The organism is Streptococcus sp. SK140, assembly GCF_000259525.1.
In the GTDB taxonomy this organism is placed as follows: domain Bacteria; phylum Bacillota; class Bacilli; order Lactobacillales; family Streptococcaceae; genus Streptococcus.
In genome coordinates, this window is record NZ_AJML01000016.1 from 1 (window position 1) to 13,784 (window position 13,784).

Sequence of the window (13,784 nt, forward strand, 5' to 3'; positions counted from 1 at the left end):
AAAATGTCCATCCTCAGTTTTATGGTGAGGAAAAAACGATTGATAGCGATGATTATAACCTAGCTCGAGATGAGTTTGAGCTAGCTCTTCTACAAGAGGCCCTACGTCAGAACAAACCAATTTTAGCCATTTGCCGTGGTGTCCAGCTAGTTAACGTTGCCTTTGGTGGTACGCTCAATCAGGAGATTGAAGGTCATTGGCAAGGCTTACCTTTTGGGACTTCACATTCTATTGAGACAGTGGCTGGCAGTGTAGTGTCTAAATTGTTTGGTAAAGAAAGTCAAGTTAATTCAGTGCACCGTCAGAGCATTAAAGACTTAGCTCCAAATTTCCGCGTAACAGCAGTAGATCCACGTGACCAAACTGTTGAAGCAATCGAATCTATCGACGAACACCGTATTATTGGTCTCCAGTGGCATCCAGAATTCTTGGTCAATGAAGAAGATGGCAACTTAGAGTTATTTGAGTATTTATTGAATGAATTGTAACGACTAGAAATTTAGTCGTTTTTTTATTCGTTGTTTACGAATATTTATAGAGTTGCGTTTTTACGCAAACGTTTGAATTGTGACAAAAATTGGAAATTTTTAGTATAAAAACTTGAAAAAATTGTTAGTAAGCGTTATGATAGAAAGGAAGAAATTTTGGAGGAATACTATGTCACATATTAAATTTGATTATTCAAAAGTATTAGACAAATTTGTTGCACCACATGAAGTGGAGTACATGCAAGCACAAGTTACAGCAGCAGACGAATTGATCCGTAAAGGAACTGGTGCTGGTAGCGACTTCTTGGGTTGGTTGGACCTTCCTGAAAACTACGACCGCGAAGAATTTGACCGCATCTTGAAAGCTGCTGAGCAAATCAAATCAGACAGCGATGTTTTGGTTGTTATCGGTATCGGTGGATCATACCTTGGAGCTAAAGCAGCCATTGACTTCTTGAACCACCATTTTGCAAACTTGCAAACCAAAGAAGAACGCAAAGCACCACAAATCCTTTACGCTGGGAACTCAATCTCATCAACTTACCTTGCTGACTTGGTAGAGTATGTTTCAGATAAAGACTTCTCAGTAAACGTGATTTCTAAATCAGGTACAACAACTGAACCAGCCATCGCTTTCCGTGTCTTCAAAGAACTCTTGGTGAAGAAATACGGTCAAGAAGAAGCTAACAAACGTATCTATGCAACAACTGACCGCCAAAAAGGTGCAGTTAAGGTTGAAGCAGATGCTAACGGTTGGGAAACTTTTGTAGTTCCAGATGATATCGGTGGACGCTTCTCAGTATTGACAGCAGTTGGATTGCTTCCAATCGCTGCATCAGGTGCAGATATCAAAGCCCTTATGGAAGGTGCTAATGCTGCTCGTAAAGATTACACATCAGACAAACTTTCAGAAAACGAAGCTTACCAATACGCTGCAGTTCGTAACATCCTTTACCGTAAAGGATATGCTACTGAAATCTTGGTAAACTACGAGCCATCACTTCAATACTTCTCAGAATGGTGGAAACAATTGGCTGGTGAGTCAGAAGGGAAAGACCAAAAAGGTATTTACCCAACTTCAGCTAACTTCTCAACAGACTTGCACTCATTGGGTCAATTTATTCAAGAAGGAACTCGTATCATGTTTGAAACAGTTGTCCGTGTGGACAAACCACGTAAGAACGTGATCATCCCTACTTTGGAAGAAGATCTTGACGGACTTGGTTACCTTCAAGGAAAAGACGTTGACTTCGTTAATAAAAAAGCAACTGACGGTGTTCTTCTTGCCCACACTGACGGTGACGTGCCAAACATGTACGTGACTCTTCCTGAGCAAGATGCCTTCACTCTTGGTTACACAATCTACTTCTTCGAATTGGCTATCGCCCTTTCAGGTTACTTGAACGCTATCAACCCATTTGACCAACCAGGTGTTGAAGCTTACAAACGTAATATGTTTGCCCTTCTTGGTAAACCAGGATTTGAAGAATTGAGCAAAGAACTCAACGCTCGTCTATAATAGAGCTGAAAAGAGTGGTTTTACCACTCTTTTTACTATTTCTCGAAAAGAGAAATTGGACTCTGGCACGACTTGTGATATAATATAGAGAGCAAAAAGGCAGACGCCTAGAGACTTTATAGGAGAAGATATGTCAAAAGATATTCGTGTGCGTTATGCACCAAGTCCAACAGGACTACTACACATCGGAAATGCCCGTACAGCATTGTTTAACTACTTGTATGCACGCCACCATGGTGGAACTTTTATCATCCGTATTGAAGACACAGACCGTAAGCGTCACGTCGAAGATGGAGAACGTTCTCAGCTTGAAAACCTTCGTTGGTTGGGCATGGATTGGGATGAAAGTCCAGAAACTCATGAAAACTACCGACAATCAGAGCGTTTGGAACTCTATCAAAAATACATCGATCAATTGCTAGCCGAAGGGAAAGCCTACAAATCTTACGTCACTGAAGAAGAGTTGGCAGCTGAACGTGAACGCCAAGAAGCAGCTGGTGAAACACCTCGTTACATTAACGAATACCTTGGTATGAGCGAGGAAGAAAAAGCAGCTTATGTTGCAGAACGTGAAGCAGCAGGAATCATCCCAACGGTTCGTTTGGCAGTTAATGAGTCTGGTATCTACAAATGGCATGATATGGTCAAAGGTGATATCGAATTTGAAGGTGGCAATATCGGTGGGGACTGGGTTATCCAAAAGAAAGATGGCTACCCAACTTACAACTTTGCCGTTGTGATCGATGACCACGATATGCAAATTTCTCACGTTATCCGTGGAGATGACCACATTGCTAATACACCAAAACAACTTATGGTTTATGAGGCTCTTGGTTGGGAAGCTCCAGAGTTCGGTCACATGACCTTGATTATCAACTCTGAGACTGGTAAGAAGTTGTCTAAACGTGATACCAATACTCTTCAGTTCATCGAAGACTACCGTAAGAAGGGCTACCTGCCAGAAGCAGTCTTTAACTTTATCGCTCTTCTTGGTTGGAACCCTGGTGGGGAAGACGAAATCTTCTCTCGCGAAGAACTGATCAAACTTTTTGATGAAAACCGCCTTAGCAAGTCTCCAGCAGCTTTCGACCAAAAGAAAATGGACTGGATGAGCAATGAGTATATCAAGAATACGGATCTTGCGACCATCTTTGAAATGGCCAAACCATTCCTCGAAGCAGCAGGACGCTTGACAGATAAGGCTGAAAAATTGGTGGAACTCTACAAACCACAAATGAAGTCAGTGGATGAAATCGTTCCATTGACAGACCTCTTCTTCTCAGACTTCCCAGAATTGACAGAAGCTGAGAAAGAAGTCATGGCTGGTGAAACGGTGCCAACTGTACTTGAAGCCTTCAAAGCCAAACTTGAAGCTATGTCAGAAGATGAGTTTGTGGTAGAAAATATCTTCCCACAAATCAAAGCAGTCCAAAAAGAAACAGGTATCAAAGGGAAGAATCTCTTCATGCCAATCCGTATCGCCGTTTCAGGTGAAATGCATGGTCCTGAATTGCCAGATACCATCTACTTGCTTGGACGTGAAAAATCAATTCAACACATTGAAAAAATGTTGGCTGAAATTGCGAAATAATCTTACGAAATTAAATTTCCTTCTAGATATTTGTAGAAGTAAAAACCGAGAGAATCACATGGTTCTCTCTTTTTTATGAACATAGAAAAATCTATTAAATGTATGATAAAGGATACTTTTAGGAATCCCTTTTAAAAAAAGCAATTTTCATATATACTTATTTGAAAATGCAAAAGTTTTAGTGTATAATACTAAGTGACAGGGCAGGGAAAAGAAGTCAGTGATATGGTAAAATTCTTTACAAACAGACTCGAATTAGCCCAGACATCGTCTATGTTGTTTGTTGAGTCGACTTATTTTTTCTTTGCGTTTTGCTGGACACAGGAAGAAATTCATGAGTTCATGCAACTATCATCCATAACGATGCCTTCGTTTTCGATTCGAAGTTTATATGCGAGACTTTAGATTTAGATGTATATCTTACTAGAGATGCATATTTTTCTCTTTCTTCTCCCAAAAATAGAAAGAAATCGACCTTGCTCTGTTTACCTTGCGTTAAGCAAGGTTTTTTTGTGGAATAGTAGTGGGCGATTTACGATTTTTCTATCAAGTGGTATAATATTAACTATCCTGATGAATTGAGGAAATCAAATGAAAGAATTTAACAAATCAATCAAATTAGAGCACGTGGCTTATGATATTCGTGGACCAGTTCTTGAGGAAGCCATGCGTATGCGAGCAAATGGAGAAAAAATCCTCCGTTTGAATACAGGGAACCCAGCTGAGTTTGGTTTTACCGCACCAGATGAGGTTATCCATGATTTGATTATGAATGCGCGTGATAGTGAAGGTTATTCAGATTCAAAAGGTATCTTTTCAGCCCGCAAAGCGATTATGCAGTACTGTCAGCTCAAAAAATTCCCAAATGTAGGTATTGATGATATTTATCTTGGAAATGGTGTTAGTGAGCTGATTGTTATGTCCATGCAAGGTCTCTTGGACAATGGCGATGAAGTCTTGGTTCCAATGCCTGACTACCCTCTGTGGACTGCTGCTGTTAGCTTGGCTGGAGGAAATGCCGTTCACTACGTCTGTGATGAAGAAGCTGAATGGTATCCAGACCTAGATGACATTAAGTCTAAGATTAGTTCAAATACTAAGGCTATCGTTTTAATCAATCCAAATAATCCAACGGGAGCCCTCTATCCTAAAGAACTCTTACTAGATATCATTGAGATTGCTCGTCAAAATGACTTGATTATCTTTGCGGATGAAATCTACGACCGTATGGTTATGGATGGCAATGTCCACACACCAGTTGCTAGTTTGGCTCCAGACCTTTTCTGTGTCAGCATGAATGGTCTGTCTAAATCTCACCGTATCGCTGGTTTCCGTGTGGGTTGGATGGTCTTGTCTGGACCTAAACATCATGTAAAGGGATATATTGAAGGTCTCAACATGCTTTCAAACATGCGCCTTTGTTCTAACGTCTTGGCTCAACAGGTTGTTCAAACTTCACTCGGTGGTCACCAATCGGTGGACGAATTACTCTTGCCAGGTGGTCGTATCTACGAGCAAAGAAACTTCATTTATAATGCCATTCAAGATACCCCAGGTTTGTCAGCGGTTAAACCTAAAGCGGGTCTTTATATCTTCCCTAAAATTGACCGCAATATGTATCGTATCGATGATGATGAACAATTTGTCCTTGATTTCTTGAAGCAAGAAAAAGTACTTTTGGTCCATGGACGAGGATTTAACTGGAAAGAGCCAGATCACTTCCGTATTGTTTATCTGCCACGCGTAGATGAGTTAGCCCAAATCCAAGAAAAGATGACTCGTTTCTTGAAGCAGTATCGTAGATAAGGCTTTCATAGCAAAAAAGCTGGAAACATTTGCCAGAGCTATTGACAAATGCGAAAGAATCAGATAGAATAGTAAAGTATGTTTAGTAACTGATCACTTTATAGCCGGCTAAACGAATACAAAATCTATGAGGAGGTATTCATCGTGAAACGTACTTATCAACCAAGTAAACTACGTCGTGCGCGCAAACACGGATTCCGTAACCGTATGTCAACTAAAAACGGTCGTCGCGTATTGGCAGCTCGTCGTCGTAAAGGACGCAAAGTTTTGGCTGCATAATCCAAACGAATTCAACAAAGAAGTCAGTAGGAACTCGAGTCTACTGGCTTTTCTGTTGCCTAAAAAAGTGAATTTTCTAAAATACCTTTTTTAGAATAAAAACTTCAGCAGATGTATTGGAAAGACAACATATAGAAAAAAGCTCAAAATCAGAAGGTGAATTTCTGATTTTGAGCTTTTCTTTATTCTTTCAAATGATATGAATAGCTGGCAACGACGACATCTTCGTGCCATCTGAGAGCATATTTTAATTTGAGGCTCATTTGATTGTGTAGGATATTTTGCCAAGGTTTGTTAGGGATAAATTGGGGTACTAGAACTGTGACTGTGTAGTTCTTTTTCTTGGCTTCTTGAGAGATTTTACGAACATAGCGAACTGTAGGTGTGATGATATCGCGATAGCTAGTATTAATGTTTTTTAGAGTGATATTTGGGAAGTAGTCGGCAAATTCTTGGAGGATTTCTTGGTCTTTTTCCTCAGTTTCCTTGGTGGAAATGTGCATCGCCAAAACCTCATCTCCAATACTTTGCGCGTAATTAATCGCTCCAACGCTGACCCGGGTCACATTTCCCACTAAGACAAGGACGACATTGCCATCGTAGGTTTTCTTTTGAATTCCTTCATAAAGTCGAAGCTGTTTGGCCACTTTTTGGTAATGACTGTGGATAGACAAAAAGAGGAAGGTTAAGACTAGGATAATTGGGAAGAAGGGCCAGATATCTCCAAGTCTGAAGAAGAGTAAGATAAGAACGATAGCATAACAAATGATAGCGCCGAGGATATTTGCGAAGGCAGATTTTAAGAAATGAGAGCCTTTTTCTTTTTTCCAGTGGCGAATCATCCCTGTTTGAGAAAGGGCAAAAGGAACAAAAACTCCGATAGTATAGAGAGGAATCAAGCGTTCTGTATTTCCGTTGAAAATGAGCAGAAGGATCATAGCGCCAAAGGCTAAGGTCAAAATACCGTTTGAATAACCAAGGCGGTCTCCTTTTTCCATAAAGAGATGGGGCATGTACTTGTTTTTAGCCATATTGTAAGCCAACATCGGAAAGGCAGAAAAACCAGTATTTGCAGCAACGGCTAGGATTAGAGCAGTTGAGAATTGGAAGAGATAATAAACAATCTGACCGATAGTTGAATCCCCTAAAATTCCTTTAGCCATTTGTGAGAGGATTGTTTCTCCGTGTTGAGGAGTGATCCCCATCCAGTAGTTTAGGAAGGTAATTCCTGCAAATAGAAATCCAAGAATCAGAGACATGATGGTCAGTGTCTGAGCAGCGTTCTTCTCTTTAGGAGTTTTGAAAAATGGAACAGCATTTGAGATTGCTTCAACCCCGGTTAATGAAGCTGAACCGCTGGTAAAGGCTCTTAAAATCAGGACGATTGAGAGACTTGGGACAGTTTGACCAATTGCAGAAGTTGCATGATAGCTGAGAGAACCTGTCAACAGTTGGAATAAGCCAAACAATAAGAGGAAGACCGTACTAAAGATAAAGAGATAGACAGGGATCATCAGAGAGCTAGCAGATTCCCTCAAGCCTCGCAGATTCAAAAGCATGAGTAAACAGACCAGAAAAATAGAAATATGGAGGTTGTAGGGATGGAGAGCAGGAAGTGCTGCTGTGATAGCATCAGCTCCTGCGGCCACGGATACGGCTACTGTTAGCATATAGTCAACAAGCAAGCTTCCACCGGCAATCAAACCGAGCTCAGGAGAAAGATTTTCTCGTGTTACCATATAGGCACCCCCACCTTGAGGGTAGGCGTGAATGATTTGTCGGTAAGAAATGGTTAGACTAGCAAGTAGCAAGAGGACGAAGATACCGATAGGGAGACTCCACCAGATAGCGAGGGGAGATAGGCTAGCCAAGACAAGTACGACCTGCTCAGGTCCATAGGCGATAGATGAAAGGGCATCGCTTGAGAGCATTGCAAGTGCCTGTGTTTTTCCAAGTAGTCCTCCCTCGCCTTCAGTTAAGGACTTAAGGGGACGACCAATAAAGGTATATTTTAATTTCGTAAACATTTTCTTTCCTTTTCTGAAAATTTCAACAAGAGTTATTATACTGCTATGAAAATAAGTCGTCAAGAAAAAGTGAGTGATTTTAAAATATTTTTTCCTATAAGAATGAGACTAGTTTTTTGGTATAATAGAAGGTAGAAAAAACGAGGGAATATACATGATTTTTGATACACATACCCACTTGAATGTGGAAGAATTTTCAGGAAGAGAAGCAGAAGAAATAGCCTTAGCAGCTGAAATGGGTGTGACTCGGATGAATATTGTTGGTTTTGACAAACCGACTATTGAGCGAGCCTTGGAGTTGGTAGATGAGTTTGATCAACTCTATGCGACGATTGGTTGGCATCCGACAGAAGCAGGGGCCTATACAAGGGAAGTTGAGAATTACTTACTGGAAAAACTAAAACATCCTAAAGTGGTTGCCTTGGGTGAGATTGGTTTAGACTATCACTGGATGACAGCTCCTAAAGAAGTGCAGGAGCAAGTTTTCCGTCGTCAGATTCAGCTATCTAAGGAACTGGACTTTCCTTTTGTGGTCCATACCCGTGATGCGCTAGAAGATACCTATGAGATTATTAAGAGTGAGGGAGTTGGTCCCCGTGGTGGCATTATGCATTCCTTCTCAGGTTCTCTGGAGTGGGCTGAGAAGTTTGTGGAACTGGGTATGACTATTTCCTTTTCTGGAGTGGTGACCTTTAAAAAAGCGACAGACATTCAGGAAGCTGCCAAAGAGTTACCTTTGGATAAGATTTTGGTAGAGACAGATGCGCCTTACTTGGCACCCGTTCCCAAGCGTGGTCGCGAAAACAAGACAGCTTACACGCGCTATGTAGTGGACTTTATTGCTGACTTACGTGGCATGACAACAGAAGAATTAGCTGCTGCGACAAGTGCAAATGCAGAACGAATCTTTGGACTGGAAAGTAAATTATGAAAAAGAAAATTTCCCAAGTCATCGTAGTCGAAGGGCGTGATGATACGGCTAATCTCAAACGTTATTTTGATGTGGAGACCTATGAGACTCGTGGCTCCGCTATCAATGAGCAGGACCTTGAACGAATCCAACGTCTACACCAACGTCATGGAGTGATTGTCTTTACAGATCCTGACTTTAATGGGGAACGCATTCGTCGGATGATTATGACGGCCATTCCGACAGTTCAACACGCTTTTCTCAAACGTAATGAGGCTGTTCCTAAGTCCAAGACCAAAGGACGTTCCTTAGGAATCGAACATGCCAGTTATGAAGATTTGAAAACCGCGCTGGAACAAGTCACAGAGCAGTTTGAAGCAGAAAGTGACTCTGACATTAGCCGTAGTGACTTGATTCGATTGGGATTTTTGGCTGGAGCAGATAGCCGAAAACGCAGAGAATATCTAGGAGAGAGTCTACGTATTGGTTATTCCAATGGGAAACAACTTCTCAAGCGTTTAGAATTATTTGGCATCAGTTTAGCTGAAGTTGAAGATGCCATGAAATCTTATGAGGATTGAGAAACTCCCCCAAAATGTAGGGGGAATATGATACAATAGAAGTAATCATATACGGTTTAATCAGGCTTGGTAGCAAGCATTAGAAAAGTGACTCCATAGGATTTGCGCTAAGTGGAGACAATGAGGAAAAGTTATGGGAATCTTTGATTTTTTAAAAAAGACAGAAACTGCAGAGGCAACTGAAATAAGTGAAGCACAGAAAGAAAGAGAAGAATCTAAAAACAATGCATGTATTGGAGTTCTAGATTTGTTCCCGATGAAGGAAACGAATCAATTATTGATTGTTGGGAGTCTAGAAGGTAGTCTCAAGGTTGGGGATCAGTTGCAGTTTTGCAATCCCGACCAAGGAATGGAAAGTCTTGGCTCTGTAGAAGTTAAAAAACTTAGCAGTCAAAACAAAGATGCAGATAGTCTTACTGATGAAGTTCTCGCGCATCTAGTGGTTGATAGGATTCCTTCTTTGGATAAACTGAAAAAAGGAAGTGTGCTCTTTAGTTCAGGTATTGAGGAAGAGCAAAAATTATCTAGCTATTCAGATGCTCTTTATCGTGCTTTTGTAGCCATCCAAGAGGGTCAGTTAACAAATGAAGACTATTTGGCAGCTAGCCTTGATGATAGCGTAGAAATTTTACGTCTCTTTTTATGGAAATGCCGTCAAAATCAGGAAACTGAAAGTGAAGAAAGATATCAAGCTAACACCCGCAAGTTGGAGCGTCTAGCAGAAATTGTCAAGGATAAGTTGTTAGCAGCAGATTCAGTTTATGCAGTTTTCTCAGAAAAAACAGGTGAACCCTATCTTTTCTCAACGACCTATGACAGGGGAGAAGAGGGGTATCTCTGTACGGATCCCATGATCATGCTTTTGACGCCATCTTGGTATCGCCAATTCAAGGAAACCATTGATAGTCGACCAAACTCTGTCGTAAAACTGATTGAAAATACGGAAGATAAAAAAGGGATTGAGAATTTCCTTGGAACAGCCTTTTACTTAAATGGTGCCTTGGGAGCAATCTTTAATTCCAAGGAAGTCAGCATCAGTGCTTCAGCCTTAGTCCAAAAACCAGATTTTTCTGATTTACCAGAAATACAAGTTCCTGTAATGAATCCTGACCTAGTAAGATGGATGTTGTTGATGGGACAATTGGATAGCCCGACGACAGAAGATGAAGAAGTAATTTATAAGCTCTATTATAAGTTCTTTTCAGAAGCTATGCCGAAAGCTAAATTCCTAATTCCTCTAGATGCGGCTTCGGAATTTAAGGGCGATAGTCAGGAAGGAAATTCCTTCGTTTTAGAAAAAGATTCTAGTTTCAACATTCCAGTCAAAGAAGGAAAAGATGGCAGAAATTCTGTGCCGGTATTTACCGATTGGAAACGTCTGCGAATGGTCTTTGACGAAAAATGGAATGGCATGATTGAAGAAGCGGGAGGCATGATTGAAGTTTTTGACTATGCCATTAATCCAACGGAGTATTATGAAGCGGGTGCCTATGTTAGCCTAACAGCTTTTAAAGAGATGCAAAAGCTTGGTGAGGAACTAGAAGGCAGAGCTAACGGTTAAACAAAGAATGAAAATACGAGTTGATAGAGATTCTGTCTGTATGGGGGACGATGTTCTGTCGCATGAGATAGAATTTGATGTTCCTGAAGATATGACGGTGAAAGATTTTTTTGGTTTTCTAGAAAAGGAACGTTATTTACCGTCTATCCAAGGAAATAATGTGGCCTGGGAATTCCATAATCGAAATGGGGAACAAGGTGTTTATTTCACTAAAACAGGAGAGATTATCCATCCAGATGGAGTATTAAAAGAGATGTTGGAAGGAATTGCTGAGACACCCTTATTTGTTTTGCTCTATCATTACACCCCGGAAGCATACTACATTAGTAAAGATAATAAATGAGAATTGCAGATGATGTCCTGACCAAGGTTGAACTGGTCATGTATTGTTATCGTCCCTTTGTGCTTTTATGAAACATCTTTTTAAATGAAGTCTAGGTTTTTGATTGGGGATGAGAAATTGGAAACTATATAGTTTTATCTACATCCTACTTGAATCACTAACCTTTTTCAAAGATTGTGAAAGGAAATGATATGGCAAATAGAAGTTATATTTACTTAAAAAACGGAGATGAAGCTCGTATCTTAACAGAAGGCATCTACACGATACCTTATTTTTGGCAATTGTTTTGGGATGAAGAAGATTTAAAAGCTCCGATTGTTCTATGGAAAACAGCAGAAGAACTCGAAGAAGATGAAGAGCAAGCAGAAAGATTTTACCAAGAGCAGAATGTAGATATCTTGCTTTCTATTGAAAAATTTCAGCAGAATGCCCTCAAAAACCGATCTTTTTTAGAAGAGAATGCCCCACAATCCGTGCAACTATATGATGCCTTTGTTCGTTATATTCTTGCAAATGTCAAAGATGGTGATGTGCTCGGATTTGATCTTTTGGATGTAGTTTTTATGGACCAAGTGTCTGTAGCCGCTGATAAACTGTTAAAAAATATCCGAGCTGTTCAGGAAAACCAGCCAAAAGATTTGGATTTTTCTCTAACGGATAAGAACTTAATAGGCCTTGCTATGGGCTTTCCTGATTATTATGCTTCAGAATTATTGCCAGAAGACAATATTCTAGATTCGGATGCCTATCAGGATGAACTGAAGAAAATGAACCCCCAAGAAGATAAGAAAGTGCTCGATATGACTGGATTTGATTCAAAAGGGAACAAGTCTCGTGTTCTTTTAGTGTTTTGGATTTTGTTGGCACTAGGAATTATGTGGGTTTTATATATTATTTTTAGCTAATAAATAGAAAAGAGAATAAATGAGAATTGCAGATTATAGCGTGACCAAGGCAGTGCTGGAGCGTCACGGTTTTACCTTTAAAAAGTCCTTTGGGCAAAATTTTTTGACGGATACCAATATCCTTCAAAAAATTGTGGATACGGCTGAAATTGATGATCAGGTCAATGTCATTGAGATTGGGCCAGGTATTGGTGCCTTGACTGAATTTTTGGCTGAGCGTGCAGCTGAAGTCATGGCCTTTGAGATTGATCACCGTTTGGTGCTAATCCTAGCAGATACCCTGCGTGATTTTGACAATGTGACCGTAGTCAATGAGGACATTCTAAAAGTTGACCTAGCGAAACATATCCAAAATTTTAAAAACCCTGATTTACCAATCAAGGTAGTGGCTAACTTACCTTACTATATCACAACCCCTATTCTCATGCACTTAATCGAGAGTGGCATTCCTTTTAGTGAGTTTGTGGTTATGATGCAGAAAGAAGTGGCGGATCGTATCTCTGCTAAGCCAAATACCAAGGCTTATGGTAGCTTGTCCATTGCAGTTCAGTATTATATGACGGCCAAGGTTGCCTTTATCGTGCCTCGTACGGTCTTTGTACCAGCACCCAACGTGGACTCAGCTATCCTGAAAATGGTGCGTCGTCCAGAACCGGCGGTTGCGGTCGAAGATGAGAGCTTCTTCTTTAAGGTTTCCAAGGCTAGTTTCACTCATCGTCGCAAGACCTTGTGGAACAACTTGACTGGTTACTTTGGGAAAACTGAGGAAATCAAGGATAAGCTGACCAAGGCTTTGAACCAGGCAGGCTTGTCACCAAGTGTACGTGGTGAAGCTCTTGGCTTAGAAGAATTTGCTAGTCTAGCAGATGCGCTTAAAGGACAAGGACTCTAAGATGCAGGGACAAATCATTAAAGCTTTGGCGGGTTTCTACTATGTGGAAAGTGATGGTCAAGTTTATCAAACACGTGCGCGTGGGAATTTCCGTAAAAAAGGCCATACACCCTATGTTGGAGATTGGGTAGAATTTTCTGCAGAGGAGAACTCAGAAGGCTATATATTGGAAATTCATGAACGAAAAAATAGTCTGGTTCGTCCACCCATTGTCAATATTGACCAAGCCGTTGTTATTATGTCCGTTAAAGAACCTGACTTTAATAGCAACTTGTTGGATCGCTTCTTGGTTCTCTTAGAACACAAGGGCATTCATCCTATCGTTTATATTTCCAAAATGGACTTACTAGAGGATAGTGAAGAACTGGATTTTTACGAGAAAACCTATCGTGCTATTGGTTACGACTTTGTGACTAGTAAGGAAGAACTCTTGCCCTTGTTGACAGATAAAGTGACAGTCTTTATGGGGCAAACAGGTGTTGGGAAGTCAACTCTCCTTAATAAAATTGCACCTGACCTCAATCTCGAAACAGGAGAAATCTCAGACAGTCTGGGTCGTGGTCGTCATACCACTCGAGCTGTTAGTTTTTACAATCTCAATGGTGGGAAAATTGCAGACACGCCAGGATTTTCATCACTGGATTATGAAGTGACAACAGCAGAAGACCTTAATCAGGCCTTTCCAGAAATTGCTTCTGTTAGCCGAGACTGCAAGTTCCGTACTTGTACTCATACCCATGAGCCATCTTGCGCAGTGAAACCAGCAGTAGAAGAGGGGATTATTGCTACCTTCCGTTTTGACAACTATTTGCAATTCCTCAGTGAGATTGAAAATCGTAGAGAAACCTATAAAAAAGTCAGCAAAAAAATACCAAAATAAGG

13 protein-coding genes are annotated in these 13,784 nt (G+C 40.6%); 12 read left to right on the forward strand and 1 reads right to left on the reverse strand.

The window, feature by feature from the left end; genetic code table 11:
- The 5 genes from HMPREF1116_RS04610 to rpmH form a co-directional block, all read left to right on the forward strand.
- Positions 1-488, forward strand: a 488-nt coding sequence (locus HMPREF1116_RS04610; protein ID WP_000295486.1) for a gamma-glutamyl-gamma-aminobutyrate hydrolase family protein, incomplete at its 5' end; no start/stop codon positions are given.
- A gap of 169 nt (positions 489-657) precedes the next feature.
- Positions 658-2,007, forward strand: a complete 1,350-nt coding sequence (locus tag HMPREF1116_RS04615) for a glucose-6-phosphate isomerase (protein WP_000018249.1) — start codon at positions 658-660, stop codon at positions 2,005-2,007.
- Positions 2,008-2,137: 130 nt separating this feature from the next.
- Positions 2,138-3,598, forward strand: a complete 1,461-nt coding sequence (gene gltX / locus HMPREF1116_RS04620) for a glutamate--tRNA ligase (protein WP_000031064.1) — start codon at positions 2,138-2,140, stop codon at positions 3,596-3,598.
- Between the two features lie 591 nt (positions 3,599-4,189).
- Positions 4,190-5,404 (forward strand): pyridoxal phosphate-dependent aminotransferase, encoded by a 1,215-nt coding sequence (locus tag HMPREF1116_RS04625; RefSeq protein ID WP_000657743.1) that lies wholly within the window; start codon positions 4,190-4,192, stop codon positions 5,402-5,404.
- Between the two features lie 144 nt (positions 5,405-5,548).
- Positions 5,549-5,683 carry a 50S ribosomal protein L34 gene (rpmH, locus tag HMPREF1116_RS04630; RefSeq protein WP_000831905.1) on the forward strand — a complete coding sequence of 45 codons (135 nt, stop codon included), beginning with the start codon at positions 5,549-5,551 and terminating at the stop codon, positions 5,681-5,683.
- A gap of 182 nt (positions 5,684-5,865) precedes the next feature.
- On the opposite strand, the gene HMPREF1116_RS04635 is transcribed toward rpmH, so the two are convergent.
- Positions 5,866-7,710, reverse strand: coding sequence for an APC family permease (locus HMPREF1116_RS04635; protein WP_000494455.1), 1,845 nt, complete (start codon positions 7,708-7,710; stop codon positions 5,866-5,868).
- A gap of 154 nt (positions 7,711-7,864) precedes the next feature.
- On the opposite strand from HMPREF1116_RS04635, the gene HMPREF1116_RS04640 reads away from it, so the two are divergent.
- The 7 genes from HMPREF1116_RS04640 to rsgA all read left to right on the forward strand — a co-directional run bounded on the left by HMPREF1116_RS04640 (position 7,865) and on the right by rsgA (position 13,782).
- Positions 7,865-8,641 (forward strand): TatD family hydrolase, encoded by a 777-nt coding sequence (locus HMPREF1116_RS04640; protein ID WP_000575651.1) that lies wholly within the window; start codon positions 7,865-7,867, stop codon positions 8,639-8,641.
- The gene (gene rnmV / locus HMPREF1116_RS04645) at positions 8,638-9,201 is read left to right on the forward strand and encodes a ribonuclease M5 (RefSeq protein ID WP_000727291.1); all 564 of its coding nucleotides are present in this window, start codon (positions 8,638-8,640) and stop codon (positions 9,199-9,201) included. The genes HMPREF1116_RS04640 and rnmV overlap by 4 nt, the downstream gene beginning before the upstream one ends.
- A gap of 133 nt (positions 9,202-9,334) precedes the next feature.
- A complete protein-coding gene (locus tag HMPREF1116_RS04650) occupies positions 9,335-10,762 on the forward strand; it encodes an SseB family protein (RefSeq protein WP_000510796.1) in 1,428 nt (475 codons plus the stop codon).
- A 7-nt stretch (positions 10,763-10,769) separates the two neighbouring features.
- Positions 10,770-11,105 (forward strand): hypothetical protein, encoded by a 336-nt coding sequence (locus HMPREF1116_RS04655; protein WP_025171247.1) that lies wholly within the window; start codon positions 10,770-10,772, stop codon positions 11,103-11,105.
- A gap of 191 nt (positions 11,106-11,296) precedes the next feature.
- Positions 11,297-12,010: a hypothetical protein gene (locus HMPREF1116_RS04660; protein ID WP_000013639.1), complete on the forward strand. Its 714-nt coding sequence runs from the start codon at positions 11,297-11,299 to the stop codon at positions 12,008-12,010.
- A 19-nt stretch (positions 12,011-12,029) separates the two neighbouring features.
- The gene (rsmA, locus tag HMPREF1116_RS04665; protein WP_001216832.1) at positions 12,030-12,902 is read left to right on the forward strand and encodes a 16S rRNA (adenine(1518)-N(6)/adenine(1519)-N(6))-dimethyltransferase RsmA; all 873 of its coding nucleotides are present in this window, start codon (positions 12,030-12,032) and stop codon (positions 12,900-12,902) included.
- Between the two features lies 1 nt (position 12,903).
- Complete coding sequence (rsgA, locus tag HMPREF1116_RS04670) at positions 12,904-13,782, forward strand: ribosome small subunit-dependent GTPase A (RefSeq protein ID WP_007554798.1); 879 nt, start codon at positions 12,904-12,906, stop codon at positions 13,780-13,782.
- The last annotated feature ends 2 nt before the right edge of the window (positions 13,783-13,784 follow it).

Coding starts and splice junctions, on each gene's coding strand:
- gltX (WP_000031064.1), top strand. CDS start 2,138: ATGTCAAAAGATATTCGTGTGCGTTATGCACCAAGTCCAACAGGACTA.
- HMPREF1116_RS04625 (WP_000657743.1), top strand. CDS start 4,190: ATGAAAGAATTTAACAAATCAATCAAATTAGAGCACGTGGCTTATGAT.
- HMPREF1116_RS04660 (WP_000013639.1), top strand. CDS start 11,297: ATGGCAAATAGAAGTTATATTTACTTAAAAAACGGAGATGAAGCTCGT.
- HMPREF1116_RS04650 (WP_000510796.1), top strand. CDS start 9,335: ATGGGAATCTTTGATTTTTTAAAAAAGACAGAAACTGCAGAGGCAACT.
- HMPREF1116_RS04615 (WP_000018249.1), top strand. CDS start 658: ATGTCACATATTAAATTTGATTATTCAAAAGTATTAGACAAATTTGTT.
- rsgA (WP_007554798.1), top strand. CDS start 12,904: ATGCAGGGACAAATCATTAAAGCTTTGGCGGGTTTCTACTATGTGGAA.
- HMPREF1116_RS04655 (WP_025171247.1), top strand. CDS start 10,770: ATGAAAATACGAGTTGATAGAGATTCTGTCTGTATGGGGGACGATGTT.
- HMPREF1116_RS04640 (WP_000575651.1), top strand. CDS start 7,865: ATGATTTTTGATACACATACCCACTTGAATGTGGAAGAATTTTCAGGA.
- HMPREF1116_RS04635 (WP_000494455.1), bottom strand. CDS start 7,710: ATGTTTACGAAATTAAAATATACCTTTATTGGTCGTCCCCTTAAGTCC.
- rsmA (WP_001216832.1), top strand. CDS start 12,030: ATGAGAATTGCAGATTATAGCGTGACCAAGGCAGTGCTGGAGCGTCAC.
- rnmV (WP_000727291.1), top strand. CDS start 8,638: ATGAAAAAGAAAATTTCCCAAGTCATCGTAGTCGAAGGGCGTGATGAT.